Raw genomic sequence first — 15,720 nt, forward strand, 5'->3', positions numbered from 1 at the left:
ACCAGCGACCTAACTAGCAGCCGAGCATATATCCCTAACACAAAGTAGCAAGCGCCTTGGGTTCGTCATGACGTATATTCTTGTTAGATTAAGGTGAAAAATGAAAGCGCTGCCTGATTTAGAACTCCAGTATGAAAATCTTATCGATATACTTGCCAAACACACAGGCAATGATATAGCCCTTATTGAGGCAGTTAATAAGGATTTGCGCGTATTGTTTTTTGCACAGCGAAATCTTTACGCTGTAATAGAGAGTTTGGAACAAGCTTCCGCGAGCAATCGCCAATCCAAAGTTAAGTTTCAGATTATTAAAATACGACTATAAAAATTAAAGTTCCGCCACTTTAAGAATTTTTATTCCGGCTGGTCGAGGTCTTAAGAATCCGCTAAACGAGCTCGTTTTACTTTTACGACACTGATGGTTTTTATTAGCAACACCACTGCCATGCCTAAATGGGTTGCCCCCAAGGAACAGCATTGATAAGTATTCGAAAAGACCTGACATCGGTGGTCATCTATGCCATGCATGCGGACGCCTTTTTGGTGTCAACCCTCGTGCTGCCAACCCAGCTGGCCGTTCGTCGACACGTCGTTGAAGTCGACAGTCAGCCTCGGCATCCTTCGCATCATTGAGCAGGTCGAAAAAATGCTCCAAGCCCTGTTCCTCTGCAAGCAGCCCTGCTTCGTTACTCTCACCAAACCGGTTGATATATTCGACCCCGGCTCAGAATTCATCGTCAGTTATCTCCTGTCTTCGATGTTGCAGGATACGCAGCACGATGTATTTGTTGCGACGGTTGCCTGAAGCGTATGCGGACAGTAATGGCAATTACACCCGTCGCTTTATAGTGAGTTCAGATCGCCAGGCTAAGGTACTTGTGTCAAATACAGTCATGTTACTTCAGCCCAGCCGAGCAGTATGTGGGCCTGCGCAAGATCTGCCTGCATATCGTGATCCCATAACCAATCAAAGCGTCTGGCCAGGCTGGTCGACAGATGAGGCTCGCTGTCTTCAACATGCGGATCTCGAAACTCATAGAGTTCACAAGCCTCCCGAGACGTGCGCTGTACACGGCAAGCGCGAGGACGACGGATCGCGTCATAAACCTGCAGAACCTCCTGGGGGTTGCTTTGCAACACCCGCTTGTCTCCCAATACTCGCGCGAGTAGCCACGCATCTTCAAGCCCTTGACCAGCCCCAGCGCCCTGATGAGGCAGCATGGCATGAGCAGCATCACCGATCAGCCCGACACGCCCGTGTGTATAGCCTGCTAGCTGGTCCAGCTCATGAAGCGCCCACAGAGTTGGCGCAGGAATGCACTTAAGCAATACACGTACCGCATCTCCCCAATGTGCGAAGGCGTCCAGCATTTGCGCCTGGCTGGTGGTTTTGACCCAGGGCGTGTCTTGCGGCCAGACAGGATTGGGGACTGAACGATCGGAGACGAAGGCCACCACGTTAATCAACCGGCCTTTTTTGACAGGGAACGTGAGGATATGGGCGTCTAGCCCCAGATACATTTGTGGGATATCGATCAGGTGCTGATCGACGCAGGCTGCACGATACGCGGCGCGCAGTTGCTCACTGTCGATCATGCCGCGATAGGCGCAGGTGCCACTGAATCGAGGTGCAACCATAGGCTCCCCAAGCCCTTTGAGGACATAGTCACGCAACGACGATTTGATACCGTCTGCCGCAATCAGTAGATCACATTCATGGTTGGTACCGTCGGTGAACTGAACGGTGACTCTGTCCTGCACCTGCTTAACGCTCTCGGCGCGCTTGTTAAAACAAGCAATCTCTTTCGGTATGTGCTGAGCCAATGCATCGAGGAAATCGGCCCGGTGCACAGACGACTGTCCCACGCCATAAGCGATGCTAACGCCGAGATAACCGGCATCAATACCCCGACGCCATTCAAACCAAATGTCCTCCCAGGGCTGCGGGTTACGATCAGCGATGCGCCTGTAGCTACCGCCGATCCCCAAGCCTTCTATGGCACGCACGGCGTTTGCACCGAATGACACAACGGCACCCACCTCACCGAAGGCTGGTGCGGCTTCAAATAACTTCACCTCCAGGTGCGGATGACGGCAGAGTTCGAGAGCCAAGGCCACTCCAGCGATACCGCCGCCGACGATGCCCACTTGCAAGACAGAATTAAGGCCAGTCATGGGAAAAACCTAAGTTTTTTTGTGGTAGCCCTATCCTGACTATTCACAAAAAATTGATAAATTCCCTGCCAGACATACAAGCTATCACCAAGCTGAATAGACTCAGGTTTTCGTCAGCCTCTCACACCTAAGAGCCAAGATGACTCTGCGCGAACTTGATCTGAACCTATTGGTGACCTTCCACCAATTGCTGGTAGACCGAAGCGTCTCGGTGGCGGCCGACAGTCTTGGCTTTACGCAACCGACGCTGAGCAACGCGCTAAAGCGTTTGCGGAACACGTTCAACGACGAATTGTTCGTACGGACCTCCAAGGGCATGCAGCCCACTCCATTTGTCGCCCAACTTGCCGAGCCGGTCTCCCAGGCAATCGGTCTGCTCCACGGAGCAATCAACCGTCATGATGAGTTCGATCCCGCGACGAGCCAAAAACGATTTGTCCTAGCGATGACAGACATAGGTGAAATTTATTTCGTGCCGCGCTTGATCGACGCACTACCCAAGCAAGCGCCTGGCATATCGGTGAAGACGCTACGTAGCAATACCGAGCTCTCCGAGAACATGGCCAGTTGCGAGGTGTATCTGGCGGTCGAGTTGCTGCCTCACCTGCAAGCCGGATTTTATCAGCGCCAGCTGTTCCACCACCGTTACGCATGTTTATGCAGGAAAAACCACCCGCTCACGGAGCAACCGATAACCCGCGAGGTTTTCTGCCAAATACGGACCTGTGCTGATCGTCGCCGACAGCACAGGTCATGGAGAAATAGATACGCATATGCAGCGTGCAGGCCTGCGGCTTGAGATTCGCTTGGTGCTGCTGTCGGGCATATCCTGCAGAACACTAACTTGATCGCCACCGTTCCGGAGCGCTTTGCCCGCAGTTGCTCGGAGCCCTTTGGCCTGAAATACCTTCCGGTACCACTACCGTTGCCCGAGATCGCCATCAACTTATTCTGGCATGTCAAATACAACCGCGACCCGGCCAACAAATGGTTCCGACAACTGATGTTCGATTTGTTCAGCGATTAAGGCGCGCTGGTCGGTTATTGCTTATGTGCAGATAGCTTGACCAAGTCGCCCAGCACATAGCGCACCTTTGAGCTGGCTGTGCCTCGATATCGACGCATGGGGTTTCATAGCGATCTACATCTCGATCCGGGTGCCGAACTCAATCACACGGTTAACCGGCAAATTGAAGTACCTCAGGCTTCCGTTTGCATTCTATTGTCGCAAGGCAACTGGAAAGCCCTGCCGGCTCGTTGCGCAAAATATGGAATTGATAGATGGCTGGCAAGATGTGGGTTCCCCATCTGGGAAATGACGAGATGTTTAGCACAGCGACTATATCTCAGCCTATGTCTTGACTGTAGGGGCTGGATAGATGACTTGGTCGGGCGATTACAGCGCGTCAGCGCTACGCAGCGTTAAAGCTGTAATCCAGACCTTGGCCGTAGCCGAGCGTTCGGGCACAAGTTCGCGTTGGGCCAGCAATGAATGGACGGGCAACTTGCTATGGCGCTGGTCGCTGCTTACTTACGGCGCATGAGCACGACAAAGAAAAAACCACCAAGCAGCGCTGTAGGAATGCCGATGGGCAGGTCCTGCGGAGCGATCAAGGTTCGTGCGATGACGTCGACCCACACCATCAGCAAGGCACCGACCAAGGCGGCTAGGGGTAATAGACGGCGGTGTTCAGCCCCGACTAGTCGGCGCGCAATATGCGGCACCATTAGCCCCACAAAGCCGATTGAACCACTGATCGCTACCAAGACCCCCGTCATCAAAGAGGCAATTAAAAACACTAATAGCCTTACATTGGCCACTTGTAAGCCTAGGCTGATGGCCGTCTGGTCGCCCGCCATCAGCGCATTCAAAGAGCGCCCAAGCCCCTGTAGGGCTATCCAACCGAGCAACACCGTCACCAAGGGCACTGGCAGCATTTCCCATCGTGCCAGGCCAAGGCCTCCCAGCATCCAAAACAAGACCGAGGTGCTGGCTCGCTGATCGCCTAAAAACAACATCAGATTTGCGAGTGCCATCATCACGAAGGACACGGCGACACCGCCTAGCAACAGTCGCTCGCCGTCTAGGCGACCTTGGCGACTGGCAATCCACAATACCATGCACAGGCTAGTCAGAGATCCGGCGAACGCTGCCAAAGGTAGAGTCAGCATGCCCAGCGCCTCTCCTAAATGCAGTACGACAATCACGGCGCCAAGCGTTGCACCCGATGTCGCACCTAACAAATGCGGATCAGCCAACGGATTTCGCGTTACCGCTTGTAGAGCACTGCCTATCAAGGCCAATCCGGCTCCAACCAGCGCCCCCAGTAAAACCCTGGGTAAGCGAATAAGCCAGACGATGACTTCCTGGCTGGTTGCCCAGGAGTGCGGCACTTTTACCCACCCGAATAACTTGAAAACAAGTATTTCGGCAACGTTGGACAACGGTACCGAAGCGGAGCCGAAAGTTACGCTTATAAGGCAGGACAGAAGCAACAACACCAACATACCAATCAGCAGAGCACCATAGCGCCCAGGGCGTTCAGTGAACCATTGCGCAGCAGTCATCGCCGGGGGCCGTGAAAAGCAGTCGCCATGATTTCAATCGCTTTGACATTCTGAATGCCGGGTGTCACCGCTACATAGGGTAATACCACGAAGCGCCTATTGCGCACCGCGTCGATGGACTGCAAGGCGGGATTGTTCTCGATAAATTTCTGTTTCTGCGCCGCGCTCACCTCACCATAGTCGACAATAACGATAACCTGCGGATTGGCGGCGACCACCGACTCCCAGTTAACATGGGTCCAACTGGCCTCAACATCCCCCATTACATTGCGTCCACCTGCTGCGCTGATCAGTGCTTGGGGCATTGCCAGACGACCCGCTGTCATCGGACGATCTTCACCGCTGTCATAAAGGAACACTTTCACCGCAGGCGCGTCGGCTATTTTCTCCTCAGACGCTGCGACCCGGTTCTGCATATCCTGAACCAAAGCGTCTGCCTGGCCCTGCACGTCAAAGATTTTCCCCAGGTTGTAAAGGTCGTTGTATAGATCGTTCAACGTCGCTTGCGCCCTGGGCATGATTTGCGCGCAGGACTCTGTCAGTTCATAGGTCTGAATGCCCAGCGGCGCAAGACTCTCCGGAGTGACATCACCGCCCAAGCGCATGCCATAGTTCCAGCCAGCAAAGTAGAAGTCAGCATTCGCACCGAGCAGGGTTTCAAGCGACGGGTACTTCGTAGCGATTTCGGGGAGTTTACCCAACAGGTTCAGCAGTTCCGGCGTTGGTTTATTCCAACCGCTGACACCACTGTAGCCAACCATCTGGCTCTGCAAACCCAAGGCAACCATCATCTCAGTCAGATTGACATCGTTGCTAACCGCACGCTGAGGTGGAGCTTGGAACGTAACAACACGGTTGCAGCTTTTTATCGCGACGGGATATACCGTAGCGTCTGCGTACGCCATTTGGCAGCCGATTATCGCCAGAAGAACTGACCATACGAACAGGCTTTTCATGTTAGGGGATCCAGGTGATACGAGGGTGGTGGTGAACAGGGTGGGCGTCGACCAAGGCGCGCGCACCGAATACCTGGCCGAGCAGTTGTGGGGTTAGTACTTCCCATGGAGTGCCTTGGGCAATCAGCCTTCCATGATTAATAACGCACAGTCGATCGCAGAATGCCGCTGCGAGATTCAGGTCATGAATACTTGCTAAGGTCGCCACACCAAGCCGCTTAACCATCCCTAGTAGCTCGAGCTGATGACGCGGATCCAGGTGATTGGTCGGCTCGTCGAGCACCATTAATCGGGGCTGTTGTACGAGCGCCCGTGCAAGTAGGCAGCGTTGCTTTTCACCCCCTGAGAGCGTTTCAAAGCGATGTTGCTCGTAACCTTTCAGGCCTACTGCAGTGACCGCATCGGCCACCAGAGCTCGATCATTGGCATTGTCGGTGGAAAAGAACCGTTGATGAGGTGCTCTGCCCATAGCAATCACGTCAAACAACGTCAAACCGAATGCGTCAGGAAATTCTTGAGCCAGTACCGCCACACGTCGCGCACACCAGCGAGGGCTGCGCGACCACATGTCATGATCGCCTATCGCGACGCCCCCCTGACGGGGACGACTGTAACGGAACGCGCAGCGCAACAAGCTGGTCTTGCCACTGCCGTTGGGCCCGATCAAACCTACAAACTCGCCGGGCTTTACCTGCAGTGTGATGTCTTTGAGGGCAAAATGTTCGTGCGCGCACGAGGGCCCTACCTCAGGGGACCATGACAGACTTTCTAGAGCCAGCATTAGAAACTGACGTCCGCAGTTACGAATAATGAGCGCGGTTCGCCAAGGATCCACTGCTGTCCTTCATTGTATTGGGTGGCTGCATATTGGCGGTCGAACAGATTGCGTACTTGCAGTCCTAGCGTCGTGTTACTGAGCGCTTCCCATGACACGCTGGCATCGATCACTGTGTACGCGGGCAGTACGTTGCTGTTGGCAATATTCGCATAACGCCTATCAACATAGCGAAGTCCTGCACCCGCTTGCACATTTTGGCTGATCTGTTTGTTTAGCCATACATTGGCGGTACGCCGCGGCACATCAACCGGATGATTACCGTCGTGCGACACTGCGGCGCCGTTGACGCTTTGATCGAATTGATCGTATCTGGCCCGTACCACCGCTGCGTTGGCCATGAGACTCCAGTGATGTGGCAGTTGCATCTGCAGGCTTGCTTCCAATCCCTTCGAGGATTGCTGCCCGACCTGCTGGGTCAGGTCGGGATTGGTGTCATCGGCAGTAAGAAGCTTCTTCTTGACGATGTGATAGGCCGCCAACGTCCACTCGACACGCTGATTCCAGAGTGCTTGCTTGAAACCGATTTCCGACTGGCGCGCCGAAGCCAAGTCAAACTGCTGCTGACTGGGGCTAAGGGATACCAAGCTACTGACACCATCGGTGCTGGTGGAATATTGGCCGTAGACAGAACTGTCAGGGGTCAGTGCATAGACCAGCCCTACCTTCCAATTATTGCCGATCAAGTTTTTACTGGCGCGGCTGCCGTCGCGCAGGGCGTCGCGGTCGATATCAACGTAGTCGCGGCGTACACCCGTGACCAAAGCCAATTTTTCTGTCAAATGGGTACGGTTTTCGCCAAATACTGAGGTTTGACGAGTAGTACTTTTGAAGAGAGGCAAGTAATCCGAAGCGCTTTGGAATCCTGCGTACTGGGGATGGTAAAGATCAACGGGATCGCCCTTAGCGTTTACATCGTCATAAGGCGAATTGTTGGTCAACTTGAAGCGAATACGGTTGACGTCAGTGCCCACCACGCTTTGGCTGTCCAGCCCGAACACACTGTGCTTGAAGAAGAAGGTCTGTCGATCTCCTATCTGCTCCTGGGTGTGCTTGATGCCATAGTAACCGCTTCGAGTGAGCTGCTGCGCGCTGGCATCCCAATTGAAATTTTCCGAGTTCTGCCAGCGGCGACGAGACTTGAGGTAATACAGTTCGTTGCTCGCAGTCACGTTATCGGATAATCGCCATTCAATGTTTAGGCGCGTCCATTGATCATCGTACTGTTGCTTATTGTTGTTGATGTTGTAGTTCTTTTCCCGCAAACCTTCGTGATATCGGCCGTTGATGAGGGGTATCCCGAAATAATTCATGGGCCGTTGATTACCGCTGTCGTGGGACAGAGTAAACGCAAGGTTCTCGTCTGCTTGCCAACGCAGCGCACCACTAAAATAGGTGCTGTCTGACTCGCCCCGGTCGATCCAGCCGTTGCTGCGTAACTGGTTGACGTTCAAGCGGTAACTCAGCTGGTCGGTCAACGACCCGCCACTGTCGAGAGCCGTCTGTTGGGAATCAAAAGATCCGTAGCCTAGGCGAAGGTGGTTTTCAATCTCGCCTTCGAAAGGCTTTTTAGGAATAACATTGATAACTGCCCCTGTGGCTCCCTCCCCATAAAGTACCGAAGCCGGCCCTCGCAGCACATCGATGCGCTCAATCGACCATGTATCGACAGGCATGGTGAGCACTGTACATCCGCGTCCCGTCATAGAGCTGCATCACTGAGCCTTGCCCGGTAAACCCCCGCGCCGATAGTGCCGTTCCCCCATTTCCTGGGGTTCCGACTGTCGTGACACCAGTACTGCGCGCAACGGCCTGCTGGACGGTTTGGTCGCCGCGATGACGCACCTCGCGCCCAGTCAACGAACTAACGCTGCCTGGGGTCTCGAGGGCATTCATCTGGAGACGAGAACCAGCATTTGTTAACGTTTTGAGACTGTCAGGCTTGCGCTCTGCAGTTACTGCGCTAATTGTCAAAGGACTGAGTTCCAAAGGATCGTCGGCGTGAGCCATGACTGACCCCAGTACGCAGGTGCCCGAAAGTAAGCATCGATAGGTCACTGGAAGAATATTCATCATTGGGAATCGCTGTCATCGACCAAAAATCAAATTAAACGTTATGTTATAACGTTTATTTGTGGCGCGCTACTCGCTCAGTTTTATTCTCAGGACGAGGCCATTCGCGTATGGACCACGCAGCACATTGCTTGCACCGGTTCATCGAATCGCTTGCGTTGAACCAGGGTATCGAGCAATACAGCGGCCTGTTCCCGCAGTAGCTTGCGACGCAACAGGCTGCCCTGCTGACCATCAGCGAAGGGCAGAATGACTAAGCCCGTCAGGTGATCGCCACGATCAAACGCGCTGGCCTGCGGGTCAGCTTGGATCTTCGCAACGAGACGATCGGCTATAAGATCCGCGAAGCCTCCCTGAAGAAAGTGCCCTTTCTTTTGGTGATCGACGAGCAGGAAAAGGCCGAGGGGTGCGTCACTCTGCGTATCCGCGCCTGCGATAATATCGGCAGCCCGGTGCTGAATGAATTGGTCGCGCGCCTGAGTACCGAAATGCGTATGCCCGGCAGGAGCGGTCATGCTGATCCGCAAGCTGCTTAAATTCGAGAGCGCGCATATCGTGCCTGGATGCAGCGGCCAACGCTGTTCGGCCACTTACGAGGTCGAAGTATTGCTGGGGGGGGCGGTGCTTTGGATCACGGCCAGATGGCTTACGACTTCGGCTTGCTCAGGGCTACGGCGGACGACTTTTATCGACGCCTTCGATCATGCCTTGACGCTCTGAGATAGCAATGACCCGGACTATATCGCGCAGTGCTTTCGCCAAGACGTCCATAACCCGCGCATGGGCACGTTCGAACTGAGCCAGATCGGGTTCTTCGCGCAGGTCAAAATCGAATGGGCCATCCCCCGCTGATATTCGTCAAGATGCTCACTGGCGAACCCTATAGCAAGCGTCCGCTTGTCTGATATTAACTACTAACGGTCACAGGACCATGGTCATCGCAGTGGTCATCGTGCGGATGGTGCAGATGGCCATCTATCAGGTAGTCAACATGATCACCATGGGGCACCGGCTCATGGCCGCAGCCTGGACCGTGGATATGACCGGCGGCGTGGCCGGCGCCCTGATGGCTTGGCGTGCAGCGCTCGGGGTTGTGAGCGTCACCAACAGGCTGTGCTCGTCGACATGATCACCGTGCATATGGTGCAAGTGGCCGTCGTGTATGGCCATCGTGCTAGATCGCCATGTGACCACAGCCCGCCTGATGTTGGTGGTTGTGATCGGGAATGCCTCGTACAAGTACCCATGTTCAGCGCTTCTCCGATTGTTTCCCAGCCAACAAGGCTAGTTCGGGAAAGGGCTAAGCGCGAATCATCCCCCTGCCATTCGTCGATGCAAGCAGCGTATGCCCAGGCTGGCTCAAGCCGCGTAACCGCTCGTAACTTAGCGACGCTTGGGTCGAATTAGGTGCTATGAAAAGGTATAACATAACAGAGCCATTCAGGAGACACCCTTATGCGCAAAATCCCAGTGACAGTTCTGACCGGCTATTTGGGCGCGGGCAAGACCACCCTGCTCAATCGCATCCTCTCCGAGCAACATGGCAAACGCTATGCCGTGATCGTTAATGAGTTCGGCGAACTGGGCATCGACAACGACCTGGTGGTGGGTGCCGATGAAGAAGTGTTCGAGATGAACAATGGCTGTATCTGCTGCACGGTGCGCGGCGATCTGATCCGCATCATTTCGGGCCTGATGAAACGCCTCAATCGCTTTGACGCGATCATTCTGGAAACCACCGGCCTGGCCGACCCGGCTCCGGTGGCGCAGACCTTCTTTGTTGATGATGAGGTGCGCGAGAAAACCGCGCTGGATGCGGTGGTCACGGTTGTCGATGCCTTTCACCTTCCCAGACAACTGGCCAATAGCCCGGAAGCCGCCGAGCAGATCGCCTTCGCCGATGTCGTGCTGCTCAACAAGGTCGATCTGGTAAGCGCAGAGCAGCTTGCCACGCTGAAACAACGTATCGCCGGAATCAATTCGTTTGCCAAGATCCTACACAGTAATCATTGCGATGTAGCGCTGGATCAGTTGCTCGACCTCGGCTCCTTCGATCTGGAACGGATCATGTCAATCGAGCCCGGCTTCCTCACGGAAGACCATGCCCACGAGCATGACGACGCGGTGAAAAGCGTTTCGCTGACCACCGACACGCCCCTCGATGGCGATAAATTCGATGACTGGATCGGGACGCTGCTGAGCACCCAAGGCACCGACATTCTGCGTTGCAAAGGCATCCTCGACCTAGACGGCATCGATCAGCGCTATGTTTTCCAAGGTGTGCATATGCTAGCGGACGGTGCCCTGACGCAACCGTGGGGCAGCGACGAGCCACGCCAGAGCCGCCTGGTGTTTATCGGACGCAATATCAATGAGGCAGCCCTGCGCGCCGGATTTGCCAATTGCCAAGTCCTGAACCATGACTAAAACCCAGTCGTTTATCGAAGAGCTAGGCGAAGTCTGGCAACTGACCGACTACGTGGTAGCCTGCTGTTTCGATGGTGCAGGCAATCTTGCAGTCGCCCAGGGTGACGGCACAGTGTTTGTCGTGCCCGCCGATGGTCAAGCGCCTTTGACCACTCAGGCGCACACCGGCGCTTGCCTGAGCCTATGCGCAGCACCAGGCCAAGGCTTTCTCAGCGGCGGCGATGATGGGCTCTTTTTAGCCATCTCAGTGGACGGCAGCATCGACCAGCTCGGCCATTATCCGGGCCGCTGGATTGAGCACGTGCAAAGTCACAGCAATGGATTGATGGCCTGCTCAGCAGGTAAACAGTTGCAGTTGATCAAGCCCGACCGCAGCACCTTGACCATTGAGCATCCAAGCACCGTTGGTGGCTTAAGTTTTTCCCCCGATGGGCGCCAGATTGCCGTCTCGCACTATGGCGGTGTCAGCGTGCATTGGACATTGGTCAGCGATGCCAAACCTAAGGTTCTGAAGTGGACGGGGTCGCACCTGGCGGTGACCTGGAGCCCAGATGCCCGTTTCGTACTGACCAGCATGCAGGAAAACTGCATTCGTGGCTGGCGTCTGAAAGAGCCACAAGACCTGCACATGAGCGGATACAGCAATCGAGTGAAGTCCTGGTCATGGCTACACGGCGGACGCTGGCTCGCCACCAACGCGGGGAATTGCGTGGCCTGCTGGCCGTTCAAGAAACGCAGCGGGCCAATGGGCGAAACGCCAATCACCCTGGGCTTTCGTGAGAATGGCGTGGTCAGCTCAGTTGCGGGTGACCCGATGCTGCCATTGGTCGCAGTCGGCTTTGAGGACGGTCTGGTGTTGATTGCCGAACTTGATGAGAACTCCACCACAGAACGCGCCGTGATGATTAAACCCCCAGGTAACGGTGCAGTATCGAGCATGGTTTTTGCGCCGGATGGCACGCGCCTAGTGATCGGTACGGCCGAAGGCTTTGTCGGTATTATGCCAGTGGCGTGAAAACGCCCACATCAAGGATCAACACATGCTTTTGAGTAAATGCGAGCAGGCCGTCAGTGAGCGTCAGTTGACTGCTTGCCTGACTCAGGCTTGCGAAACAGGCCAAGCGGAAATAGTGGGGTTTGTCTGGCTGACTCATCAGTTGGATTACTACAATTTCCCCTCCAGCCTAATGGTGACTTGGGTTTTCGACACCCAGATCATGGAGAGCACGCTCTTGCCAATGGCCAGGGCGAACGCATGGCTGAACTCACCGCCGAGGCGTTTAGCGAAGCAGGCATTAGCGTCAGCGCGGTGTCGGCTCATCTGGCTTTCGACAGTGAAGAGCAGTGCCAGCGCGTTGATGCGGGTAACTGGCAGCAACGTCTGGCACGCAACCATCGGGCTAGGAATTAAAACGTGGCTAAGGACATAGAGAATCCGTGTATTTCTGTTTGCCAGCTAAGTGGCGAACTATGCCTGAGTTGTGGGCGCACCAAACAAGACATTCTAAAATGGAAACGGATGAAACGCCCAGAGAAGATGGCCGCAGTACAACGCGCAACGCTGCGCCTGAAAAATCTGCAAAAGAAGAATGCATGACTCTTGGTTATTAATTTCCTCCGATAAATTTAAAGAGGTTGCGAGAAGTAGACCGAAATATCCGGACAACGTTCCGACATCAGTTTAGGGCTCACGCCAATCTAGTCGTGGGCGCTACGGAATGTAGTGGCCGTTTGGTAAAAGTAGATTCGCCCTTGTTGACGGCAGTAAGGGTGAAAAAATATGCTAATAGCTTAGCATTGCAGGATTGATTCCTCTTTAACTTAACCTGAAGGAATTCACATGTCTCGTTTAGCTGAGTTTCGTAAGCTTGAACAAAAATTGGCTGACCAGCTCGCAGAGCTTGAATCTATGAAAAGTAATTCAGGCCTGAAAAGAGAAATGGAATTTGAGGGTAAACTTCGAGCGTTGCTTGGCGAATACAGATTTAGCTTGAAGCACATTATTAGTATTCTGGATCCAGAGGCTGGCCGTGGATCCTTGATATCAATAGCTGCACCTGTAAAAGCAGTCCGTAGAGCTCGCGTTGTAAAAGTTTACAAAAATCCAAACTCTGGTGAGCTGATCGAAACTAAGGGGGGAAACCATCGGCGATTGAAAGAATGGAAAACCGAATTTGGTGCGGATGTTGTGGAGTCGTGGCGTACTCATTAGAAACTATTGACTACTAAGGCTCTGCAAGGGCTCTAACGAAATGGTCAGCCATTCATTAGTACCCCGTTATATCTAAACGGATCGGGGTTCTCACTTACTTGAAGGAACCTTCTTGTGGGTAACTTGGAGCTGCTTAGCCTGGATATTGGAAAAGAACCTTTCATCTCATTGGGCACTATGCAAAAGGCCATGAAGTACTATGCAGCAAATTGATCACCATCGTTTGCTTGCGTTCGCAGCCAAACTAAAGTCCAGCACCATGATGATAGCGTCCTGTGGTCCACACTGGCTTGCCAGGAAGTTCATGTTCTTCGGGCGTCAAGCTAAATTGATTGCACCCTGTATGTGAAACATAAACGCTCCATAAACCCCGCCTAGTCAAAGGCGGGCAGAGCGTTTAGCCATACACCTGGGGCGTGCAGTTCCATGGCAGCAGCGCTTCGTAATCCTCAACTGATGTCGCTTGCGGCAACCGCTCAATGTGTCACTGGCCGAACAGCAGATCGCCTGGTACCGAGGGGGCAAGCCATGAGACATTTAAGCCCAAAAGCTCGGCGCCTGTTAGCCGCTACAGCATTCGTATTCGGCGCGTCAGCATTCGCAGCATAGGGAATCAATGCCACCTCCACCCAGCTCGTGACGGACAACCGCAGCCAGCGATCAATCAAGCTTCTGGGATCGGCCAATGGCGACATGTTCCTTTCAGCGATTGACTTGTTGAACAGCCAGAAATTGCGCTATACTTGAACTTTAAGGAAAAGTATTGCCACGTTCTCAACTAAAGCCTTGGAGTACGTTGCAGCTGCTAGAAACAGCCTAGCGGGTGGTGCCCGATCCTGCAGCGCCGATGCGAACACCACCTGCGACGGCATGCATTATTACCGAAACGAGCGCCCCAGGGCGTCTAGGCTCACGGCGATAGACGGTAAGCGCTGGCTGCTAAGGGCCAAGGTCTGGACATCGTCCGCAGTGTTTTGTGCGATGGACTGCACAGACTGCAACTGCTCGACAATCTCGAAACTTGCCGCGGCCTGTTCTCGGGTAGTCTTCGCGATGCGCCCGTTTATTTCATCGATCCGGGATATATCGATGCCCACCGCGCGCAACATTGCTGCTGCCTGTTGGCCGTCTGCAACGCAACGTTCCACGCCCTGATGGCTGTCATGCATCGCCGCGACGGCTTTGCTGCTACCTTGCTGCAGGTCTTCGATGATCTTCTTGATTTCCCGGGTGGAAATGGCCGTTCTCTGCGCCAGACTGCGGACCTCATCTGCCACGACGGCGAAGCCCCGGCCTTGCTCGCCAGCACGGGCGGCTTCAATGGCCGCGTTGAGGGCCAACAGATTGGTCTGGTCAGCGATGCTGCTGATAACTTCTAGAACAGTACCGATTTGTTCCGCCTGGCCCGCCAGAACTTTCACTGTTTCGTTCGTACCCTTAATACTCGTTGACAGCTGAGTGATCTCAAGTTGGGCACGATTGACGCTTTCCTGGCCCTTGGTAATTTGTGCATTGGCTTGGCAGGCATGTGCGACGGCGCGCTCGACATGCACACTGATGTGCCCCATTGCGTCGCCCATTCGTTGCATAGAGCCGGTCATTTGCGCGATCTCCGTCAACTGGTGTTTGGCGCCTTTCTCGAGTGTATCGCTGGCCGTGGCCAGCTCCTGGCTCAGTTCACCCAGGCCATGGGAGTCGCGCACGACCCCATTCACCAACCCGGTAATCTGCATCAAAAATTGATCGAAGCGATCTGCCAGCGAGACGTGCATTCTGGCCTGGGCTCCCTCACTGGCACCATCGGTGAGCTGCGTGGTGGCCGTCAGCATCTTGTCCAGCATGTCCTGGCTCTCGACTGCTTCTGCCTGACTATGCAGGGCTAGATAAAGCAGGGCTGCCGTTTCCATGACAACATAAAAGGCATGCACGAACACCATCGTCCAGTCGCCATGATGGTTCATCAGATAGACAGGAAAACCCTGCTGTTGCAGCGCTTGAAAAAGCAGGTGGTGAATCGCGATGGTTGCCGCCGCGACCACGATCGGCAGCCAATCACGGTAAAAGGTCAGCACCGCCAGCAACGCAAAAATACCGAAGTGCGCTTCAATGATCCCCTCGGCCTGATTGATATGCACGGCTGCCATGACCATCAAGCCGAGCCCCACACAGCAGCGCATCAGCCGCGTACCGCCCATTACCCGATACAGCAGCGTCAGTACCAAACTGGTCCCCCCGCCGATCACAAACGCCTGGATAAACGTGCCGTGCCAAAATGCTAGGCCAATAGCAAAGAAGAACATCAGCCAAATCAGGCTTAACATGATTCTGTCGGCTTTACGGTAGTGCTCATAAAAACGGGGAATGGACGACATATACGCTTACTCCAGGTGATCGCGCCAGCATCGCTAGCAAAGGGCACTAAGGGAATCGTTGAACAGCGAATTAGTTAAATGACAACCAAAAAAGCAGTTTTC

General features: G+C 54.2%; 14 protein-coding genes and 3 pseudogenes. 10 read left to right on the plus strand and 7 right to left on the minus strand.

Annotated features, from left to right (window positions below; all coding sequences use genetic code 11):
* Positions 1-100 precede the first annotated feature (100 nt).
* The gene (locus BB029_RS32845) at positions 101-325 is read left to right on the plus strand and encodes a hypothetical protein (RefSeq protein ID WP_141696531.1); all 225 of its coding nucleotides are present in this window, start codon (positions 101-103) and stop codon (positions 323-325) included.
* Between the two features lie 186 nt (positions 326-511).
* Here the strand turns inward: BB029_RS32845 and BB029_RS34210 are convergent, their stop codons facing one another.
* A complete protein-coding gene (locus BB029_RS34210; protein ID WP_371914617.1) occupies positions 512-709 on the minus strand; it encodes a hypothetical protein in 198 nt (65 codons plus the stop codon).
* Between the two features lie 182 nt (positions 710-891).
* The gene (gene salA / locus BB029_RS12925) at positions 892-2,175 is read right to left on the minus strand and encodes a salicylate 1-monooxygenase (protein WP_065939458.1); all 1,284 of its coding nucleotides are present in this window, start codon (positions 2,173-2,175) and stop codon (positions 892-894) included.
* A gap of 139 nt (positions 2,176-2,314) precedes the next feature.
* Here salA and BB029_RS12930 point away from each other — a divergent pair.
* A pseudogene (locus BB029_RS12930) lies at positions 2,315-3,202 on the plus strand (LysR family transcriptional regulator).
* A 500-nt stretch (positions 3,203-3,702) separates the two neighbouring features.
* Here the strand turns inward: BB029_RS12930 and BB029_RS12935 are convergent.
* From BB029_RS12935 to BB029_RS12950, 4 genes and pseudogenes are all read right to left on the minus strand, one after another.
* Entirely contained in the window at positions 3,703-4,743 is a 1,041-nt protein-coding gene (locus tag BB029_RS12935) for an iron ABC transporter permease (protein ID WP_065939459.1), read from the minus strand.
* Positions 4,740-5,648, minus strand: a complete 909-nt coding sequence (locus BB029_RS12940; protein ID WP_371914618.1) for an ABC transporter substrate-binding protein — start codon at positions 5,646-5,648, stop codon at positions 4,740-4,742. The genes BB029_RS12935 and BB029_RS12940 overlap by 4 nt, the downstream gene beginning before the upstream one ends.
* A gap of 52 nt (positions 5,649-5,700) precedes the next feature.
* Positions 5,701-6,480 carry an ABC transporter ATP-binding protein gene (locus tag BB029_RS12945; protein ID WP_065939461.1) on the minus strand — a complete coding sequence of 260 codons (780 nt, stop codon included), beginning with the start codon at positions 6,478-6,480 and terminating at the stop codon, positions 5,701-5,703.
* Positions 6,480-8,607 (minus strand): annotated as a pseudogene (locus BB029_RS12950) (TonB-dependent receptor). Before BB029_RS12950 ends, BB029_RS12945 begins: the two are co-directional and overlap by 1 nt.
* A gap of 266 nt (positions 8,608-8,873) precedes the next feature.
* On the opposite strand from BB029_RS12950, the gene BB029_RS34215 reads away from it, so the two are divergent.
* The 8 genes and pseudogenes from BB029_RS34215 to BB029_RS32110 all read left to right on the plus strand — a co-directional run bounded on the left by BB029_RS34215 (position 8,874) and on the right by BB029_RS32110 (position 13,246).
* Positions 8,874-9,143: a His/Gly/Thr/Pro-type tRNA ligase C-terminal domain-containing protein gene (locus tag BB029_RS34215; RefSeq protein ID WP_083236387.1), complete on the plus strand. Its 270-nt coding sequence runs from the start codon at positions 8,874-8,876 to the stop codon at positions 9,141-9,143.
* Positions 9,121-9,327 carry a hypothetical protein gene (locus tag BB029_RS33750; protein WP_065939463.1) on the plus strand — a complete coding sequence of 69 codons (207 nt, stop codon included), beginning with the start codon at positions 9,121-9,123 and terminating at the stop codon, positions 9,325-9,327. Before BB029_RS34215 ends, BB029_RS33750 begins: the two co-directional genes overlap by 23 nt.
* Positions 9,328-9,538: 211 nt before the next feature.
* Positions 9,539-9,736 (plus strand): hypothetical protein, encoded by a 198-nt coding sequence (locus BB029_RS33470; protein WP_065939464.1) that lies wholly within the window; start codon positions 9,539-9,541, stop codon positions 9,734-9,736.
* 326 nt (positions 9,737-10,062) lie between these two features.
* Positions 10,063-11,034 carry a GTP-binding protein gene (locus BB029_RS12970; protein WP_065939465.1) on the plus strand — a complete coding sequence of 324 codons (972 nt, stop codon included), beginning with the start codon at positions 10,063-10,065 and terminating at the stop codon, positions 11,032-11,034.
* Complete coding sequence (locus BB029_RS12975) at positions 11,027-12,049, plus strand: WD40 repeat domain-containing protein (RefSeq protein WP_065939466.1); 1,023 nt, start codon at positions 11,027-11,029, stop codon at positions 12,047-12,049. Before BB029_RS12970 ends, BB029_RS12975 begins: the two co-directional genes overlap by 8 nt.
* A 25-nt stretch (positions 12,050-12,074) precedes the next feature.
* A pseudogene (locus BB029_RS12980) lies at positions 12,075-12,445 on the plus strand (hypothetical protein).
* A gap of 3 nt (positions 12,446-12,448) precedes the next feature.
* Entirely contained in the window at positions 12,449-12,631 is a 183-nt protein-coding gene (locus BB029_RS32105) for a DUF1289 domain-containing protein (RefSeq protein WP_083236388.1), read from the plus strand.
* Positions 12,632-12,874: 243 nt separating this feature from the next.
* Entirely contained in the window at positions 12,875-13,246 is a 372-nt protein-coding gene (locus BB029_RS32110) for a histone-like nucleoid-structuring protein, MvaT/MvaU family (protein ID WP_083236389.1), read from the plus strand.
* A gap of 878 nt (positions 13,247-14,124) precedes the next feature.
* Here the strand turns inward: BB029_RS32110 and BB029_RS12985 are convergent.
* Complete coding sequence (locus BB029_RS12985) at positions 14,125-15,618, minus strand: methyl-accepting chemotaxis protein (RefSeq protein ID WP_065939467.1); 1,494 nt, start codon at positions 15,616-15,618, stop codon at positions 14,125-14,127.
* Between the last annotated feature and the right edge of the window lie 102 nt (positions 15,619-15,720).

This window comes from Pseudomonas sp. S3E12, assembly GCF_001702295.1.
Lineage (GTDB): Bacteria > Pseudomonadota > Gammaproteobacteria > Pseudomonadales > Pseudomonadaceae > Aquipseudomonas > Aquipseudomonas marginalis.

What these genes read in the sequence shown, in the direction of transcription:
- BB029_RS33470 (WP_065939464.1), top strand. Translation starts at nt 9,539, where the DNA reads ATGGTCATCGCAGTGGTCATCGTGCGGATGGTGCAGATGGCCATCTAT.
- BB029_RS12985 (WP_065939467.1), bottom strand. Translation starts at nt 15,618, where the DNA reads ATGTCGTCCATTCCCCGTTTTTATGAGCACTACCGTAAAGCCGACAGA.
- BB029_RS12945 (WP_065939461.1), bottom strand. Translation starts at nt 6,480, where the DNA reads ATGCTGGCTCTAGAAAGTCTGTCATGGTCCCCTGAGGTAGGGCCCTCG.
- BB029_RS32110 (WP_083236389.1), top strand. Translation starts at nt 12,875, where the DNA reads ATGTCTCGTTTAGCTGAGTTTCGTAAGCTTGAACAAAAATTGGCTGAC.
- BB029_RS12940 (WP_371914618.1), bottom strand. Translation starts at nt 5,648, where the DNA reads ATGGCGTACGCAGACGCTACGGTATATCCCGTCGCGATAAAAAGCTGC.
- BB029_RS12975 (WP_065939466.1), top strand. Translation starts at nt 11,027, where the DNA reads ATGACTAAAACCCAGTCGTTTATCGAAGAGCTAGGCGAAGTCTGGCAA.
- salA (WP_065939458.1), bottom strand. Translation starts at nt 2,175, where the DNA reads ATGACTGGCCTTAATTCTGTCTTGCAAGTGGGCATCGTCGGCGGCGGT.
- BB029_RS12935 (WP_065939459.1), bottom strand. Translation starts at nt 4,743, where the DNA reads ATGACTGCTGCGCAATGGTTCACTGAACGCCCTGGGCGCTATGGTGCT.
- BB029_RS33750 (WP_065939463.1), top strand. Translation starts at nt 9,121, where the DNA reads ATGCTGATCCGCAAGCTGCTTAAATTCGAGAGCGCGCATATCGTGCCT.
- BB029_RS32845 (WP_141696531.1), top strand. Translation starts at nt 101, where the DNA reads ATGAAAGCGCTGCCTGATTTAGAACTCCAGTATGAAAATCTTATCGAT.
- BB029_RS12970 (WP_065939465.1), top strand. Translation starts at nt 10,063, where the DNA reads ATGCGCAAAATCCCAGTGACAGTTCTGACCGGCTATTTGGGCGCGGGC.